The following is a 4,616-nucleotide window of genomic DNA, read 5'->3' as shown; positions in this document are numbered from 1 at the left end:
CCCGCGGACCGGTCCCGGGCGAACACCTCCCCGCCGAGCCCGTCCGGGCCCAGCATCGCGGCCAGCTCGGTCAGGTCCACGTCGGCGGCGTCACCGAGGCTGATCGTTGCGGCCGGGCCTTCGATCTCCCACTCCTCGGGGATCCGCGCCCGGCCCGCGTCCAGGTCAGCGATGTAGGCGGCCATCTCCGCGTCGCCGTCCCAGTCATCCTCCGCCGGAACCCCGGCTGGCATGCCCGCGGTCTCGTCTCGCGCCGGAATGCCGGGCGGCGGCTGCTCGCCGTCTGGCCCGGGACCGGGGAACGAGGCTTCGGACACTACGACACTCCGTTCGAATGAGCTTTTCTTATATGAACACTTTATCGAGAAGGTCCGACATTCGAGGCCTCTCAGAGCGGCTGTCGGCAAGATTTTCTGCGCTGTGATAGTCAGGTGCCGTGCTGACGCCAATCCTGGCGACCGATGATCCGTATGAGGCTGCTGCGGTGTTTATGAAAGCGGGGTGGTCGCCGGTCTTCCAGACGCCGCGAGACTCCGGCGGTCTACGAGGCGCACCGGCGGCATGCCGAATCGGTCACCGATCTCGCTGACCAACTACGGGGTGAACGGGCATTCCATGCGGTCCTGCTTGGCTACCGGTTCCTGATTGCCGCGGGAGGCTGAGTTCACCTCTAGGCGGGAGATAGGTCTACCTCGAATTCGGAATCTAGGGCCATCGACCCGGGCGGGGGCGGGCCGCGAGGCTAGTGCCCATGGTTGCCGTGGCTGTTGGCCTGGATCAGCCAGCGTCGCCTCCGGCGCCCCCCGGCCTGCTGGGGCGCCTTGAACGTACCGCCTCACCCCGCGCGCGTGTTCTGCTCGTCGCGCTGAACCTCGCGGCCGTCGCGTTCTACCTGCTGTCCGTTACCTGGCACGGGATCGGGTTCGGCCGGTACCGGATCGACCTGGACGTCTACCGGATCGGCAGCCAGGTGTGGCTGCGGCATGGGGACCTGTACGGGGTGTTGCCGCTGACGAGCAGCGGCATGCGGCTCCCGTTCAGCTATCCGCCGATCGCCGCCGTGGCGCTGTCGCCGCTCTCGCTCATGCCGATGGCCGTCGCGGGCACGCTGCTCACGCTCGCCAGCGTCGCGCTGACCGCGGTGGTGCTGCGGCTGTTCCTCCGGTACGGCGCAGGGGCCGGATCCTGGTGGACGGTTGGCTGGCTACTGCCAGTCGCGCTGTTGCTCGAACCGGTGCGGAACACGCTGAACTACGGTCAGGTCAACGTCCTGCTGATGGCGCTCGTGGCGGCGGACTGCCTGCTCCCTGACACGCGCTGGCCGCGCGGCGCGCTCGTCGGCCTCGCCGCCGCGCTGAAGCTGACCCCCGCGGCGTTCGTGTTGTTCTTCCTGTGCCGCGGCGACCGGCGGGCCGCCGGGACCTCCGCTGTCTCGTTCGCGGCCTGCACCGCGGTCGGCTTCGCGCTGGACTGGCACGACTCGGTGCGGTACTGGACGTCGATCGTCGTCCAGACCACCAGGCCCGGCAGCCTGCTGTTCTGCGCCAACCAGTCCATCCAGGGCGTCCTCGCCCGCGCTGGGCTCGATCCGCGCACGCCGACCGGGACGGCCGCGTGGCTGGCTGCCTCCGCGGTGGTTCTTGTGCTGGCCTGGTTCGGCATGCGGCGGGCCTGCGCCGTATCGGACGACGCGTGGGCGCTGTCGCTGAACGCCTTCGCCGCGCTGCTGATATCGCCGATCTCCTGGTCACACCACTGGGTGTGGGCCGCGCCCGCGCTGCTCCTGCTCACGGTCCGCGGCCTCCAGGACAAGAACCGCGCCCTGCTGGCGGCCGCGCTCACCGGGCTCGCCGTCTTCGCCGCCGGGCCGCAGTGGTGGTTCCCGCACACGGAGAACCGCGAGGCGCACTGGGCCGCCTGGGAGCAGGTGATCGGCGGCTCCTACGTGATCCTCGCCGCCGTCATCCTGCTGATCTCGGCGCACCGTAACGACGCCAACAAGACCCTGGGTACTCGGGGTGAGCCGCGCTCTTCGCGCGCTATAGCCTAGGGGCGTGCGAAGGCTTACCCGGGCAGCTGGCGCCGCGGGCGCCGCCGTGATGGCGGCACTCGCGGCCGCCGGCTGTTCGGCGGCTCACGCGAGCGGGCCGGCCCTCGCGGTGCCTGCCGCCTACGTCCAGATGCCGTCCAGCGGGGACTCGACCGTCGGCTACCTGGACATCAGGAACAACGGCACCGCCGACCAGCTGGTCTCGGTGCGCACCAGCGTCGGCGGAACGGTGCAGCTGCGCGCCCCGGTGCGGCCCGGCGCCAGCCCGATCGTGTTCCACACCGTGCCGGACATCCCGGTCGCCGCCAACGCGATGACGCAGCTCGTCCCGGACAGCTACCACCTGCTGATCACCGGCGCGGGGCCGCTGCGGGACGGCAAGGACATCACGCTGACGCTGACCTTCGCGCGCTCCGGGCCGATCACCATCCTCGCGCTCGTCACGAACCCCGAGTCCGGCGGCTCGAGCTACTTCCTCAACTGATCCCTCAGCTGGGCCGGCGCGTCAGCGGAAGGCCGGCCTTGGTGGGCTCGTCGGCCGGCGTGTACACCGTCAGCCGCGCGTCGGGCATGGCCGGGACCTGCAGCTCGGTCGCGGTGAAGGTCAGCGGCCCGGCCGTCGCGTGAATGAAGGTGCGGACGCGCGGCTCGGGGTCCGCCACCTCGTGCCGCGACCACAGGTCGGCGAACTCACGGCTCATGCCGCACAGCCTGCGGATGTCCTCCTCCCAGTCCGGGTCGCCGACGTGCCGCGCGTAGGCGGCGCGCATCCGGGCAACGAGGTAACGCACCTCCCGCTCGTACTGCGGGAACTTCTGCCGGGCGGCGGGCTCGGTCACGCAGCACCACAGCGTGTTCTTGTGCACGCACGGCATCGAGTGCCACTCCCAGAACAGGTCCTCGTGCGCCGCGTTCGACACCAGGATGTCGAACCGCCCGTTGGTCAGCGTGGCGGGCAGCGGATCCAGCGAGCACACGATCTCGCTGACCTCCGCGGGCACCGGGCCGCGCAGACCGCCGGTGAGCAGCGGCGTCGCCTCCGCTAGCTGGTACATGTGCTCGCGCTCGGCCCGGTCCAGCCGCAGCGTGTTGGCGACGGCGTCGAGTACCTGGGTGCTCGCGTTGATCTCCCGGCCCTGTTCCAGCCAGGTGTACCAGGTGACGCCGACGCCGGCCAGCAGCGCCACCTCCTCGCGGCGCAGCCCTGGCGTGCGCCGCCGCGGCCCGCCCGGCATGCCGAAGTCCGCGGGCAACAACCCCGCCCGCCGTGCCTTCAGGAAATTGCCTAGTTCCTCCCGGCGCCGCCCGGCGGCCGGCGCCACTGTCATGGACTCATAAGCGACCACGAAACCACCCTAACGAGCACCACCGACATTTACGCGTGGGTGGTAGTCGCAACACCATGATCGGCCGGCTCTCTCCTGTTAGCGGCGGATGGCCGGAGGCTGAGATCATGACTTCGACGTGGGATATCAGGCCGGCGATCGCCTCCGAGCGGGAGGCCGGCGCGTCCTGGCTGATGCTCGTGGTGCTGCTGGCCGGCCAGTTCATGGCGCTCCTCGATGTGACGATAGTCAACGTCGCGATGCCGACGATCGGCCGGTCGCTGCACGCGTCCGGCGCGGAACTCCAGCTCGTCGTCGCCGGGTACACCGTCAGCTACGCGATGCTGCTGATCACCGGCGCGCGGCTCGGCGACCTCGCCGGGCGGCGGCGGATGTTCCTGACCGGGGTGGGCGTGTTCACGCTCGCCTCGCTGGCCTGCGGGCTCGCGCCGGGCATCGGGGTGCTCATCGCGGCCAGGTTCGTGCAGGGCGCCGGCGCGGCCGCGATGATGCCGCAGATCATGAGCGTCATCCAGGTGCGGTTCAGCGGCGCCGCCCGGGCGCGCGCGCTGAGCGCGTACACGGCCGTGCTGTCCTCGGGGTTCGTCGCCGGGCAGGTGATCGGGGGCGTGCTGGTGTCGGCGAACCTGTTCGGGACGTCATGGCGGCCGGTGTTCCTTGTCAACGTCCCGATCGGGCTGGCGGTCCTCGCCCTGGTGCCGCGCGTGGTGCCGGCCGACTCTCCCGCCGGGGCGCGGCGGCTCGACCTGGCCGGGCTGGCCGTGGCGGTGCCCGCGGTGTTCCTGATCGTGCTCCCGCTGATGCTCGGTCAGCAGGAGAACTGGCCTGCCTGGGTGCTCGCCTGCATAGCGCTCGGCTGCCTGCTGGCCGCCGTCTTCCTTTTCACCGAACGTACCGTGGCCTCCCGCGGCGGCGACCCGTTGCTCTCGCTGTCGGTGTTCCGGTCACCGGGGCTGCTCGCCGGGCTGCTGGCGGTATTCGTGCTGATGGTCACCTACGGCGGCTGGCTGTTCAGCTTCGCGATCGACCTGCAGGGCGGGCTCGGCGACAGCGCGATGCGGGCCGGGCTGACGATCGCGCCCGCCGCGGTGGCGTTCGGGCTGTGCGGATACTTCTGGCGGCGGCTGCCGGCCGCAGCGCACTACCTGCTGCCGCCGCTGGAGGCCACGGTACGTTCGGTGAAAAGGAAGACGGCGGCCAGCAGGCAGCCGAGCGCTATG

At 70.8% G+C, this 4,616-nt stretch carries 5 protein-coding genes; 3 read left to right on the top strand and 2 right to left on the bottom strand.

From position 1 onward, the window contains the following. The coding region (locus WA805_RS10995; RefSeq protein WP_425242293.1) for a hypothetical protein at positions 1-317 on the bottom strand (317 nt) is incomplete at its 3' end. Between the two features lie 434 nt (positions 318-751). Between WA805_RS10995 and WA805_RS10990 the strand changes: the two genes are divergently transcribed. Further along, the gene (locus WA805_RS10990) at positions 752-2,050 is read left to right on the top strand and encodes a glycosyltransferase 87 family protein (protein WP_425242292.1); all 1,299 of its coding nucleotides are present in this window, start codon (positions 752-754) and stop codon (positions 2,048-2,050) included. Between the two features lie 4 nt (positions 2,051-2,054). Next, a complete protein-coding gene (locus tag WA805_RS10985; protein ID WP_422281352.1) occupies positions 2,055-2,534 on the top strand; it encodes a copper chaperone PCu(A)C in 480 nt (159 codons plus the stop codon). A 4-nt stretch (positions 2,535-2,538) separates the two neighbouring features. Here the strand turns inward: WA805_RS10985 and WA805_RS10980 are convergent, their stop codons facing one another. Then, entirely contained in the window at positions 2,539-3,396 is an 858-nt protein-coding gene (locus tag WA805_RS10980) for a helix-turn-helix transcriptional regulator (protein ID WP_422281354.1), read from the bottom strand. A gap of 107 nt (positions 3,397-3,503) precedes the next feature. Between WA805_RS10980 and WA805_RS10975 the strand changes: the two genes are divergently transcribed. Next, a partial coding sequence (locus WA805_RS10975) for an MFS transporter (RefSeq protein WP_425242291.1) occupies positions 3,504-4,616 on the top strand: 1,113 nt, incomplete at its 3' end.

The sequence above is a fragment of the Trebonia sp. genome (assembly GCF_049794275.1).
Classification (GTDB): domain Bacteria; phylum Actinomycetota; class Actinomycetes; order Streptosporangiales; family Streptosporangiaceae; genus Trebonia.
Note: the sequence above shows the minus strand (reverse complement) of the source record. Positions and strands in the feature narration are given on the sequence as shown.

Coding starts and splice junctions, on each gene's coding strand:
- WA805_RS10990 (WP_425242292.1), top strand. CDS start 752: ATGGTTGCCGTGGCTGTTGGCCTGGATCAGCCAGCGTCGCCTCCGGCG.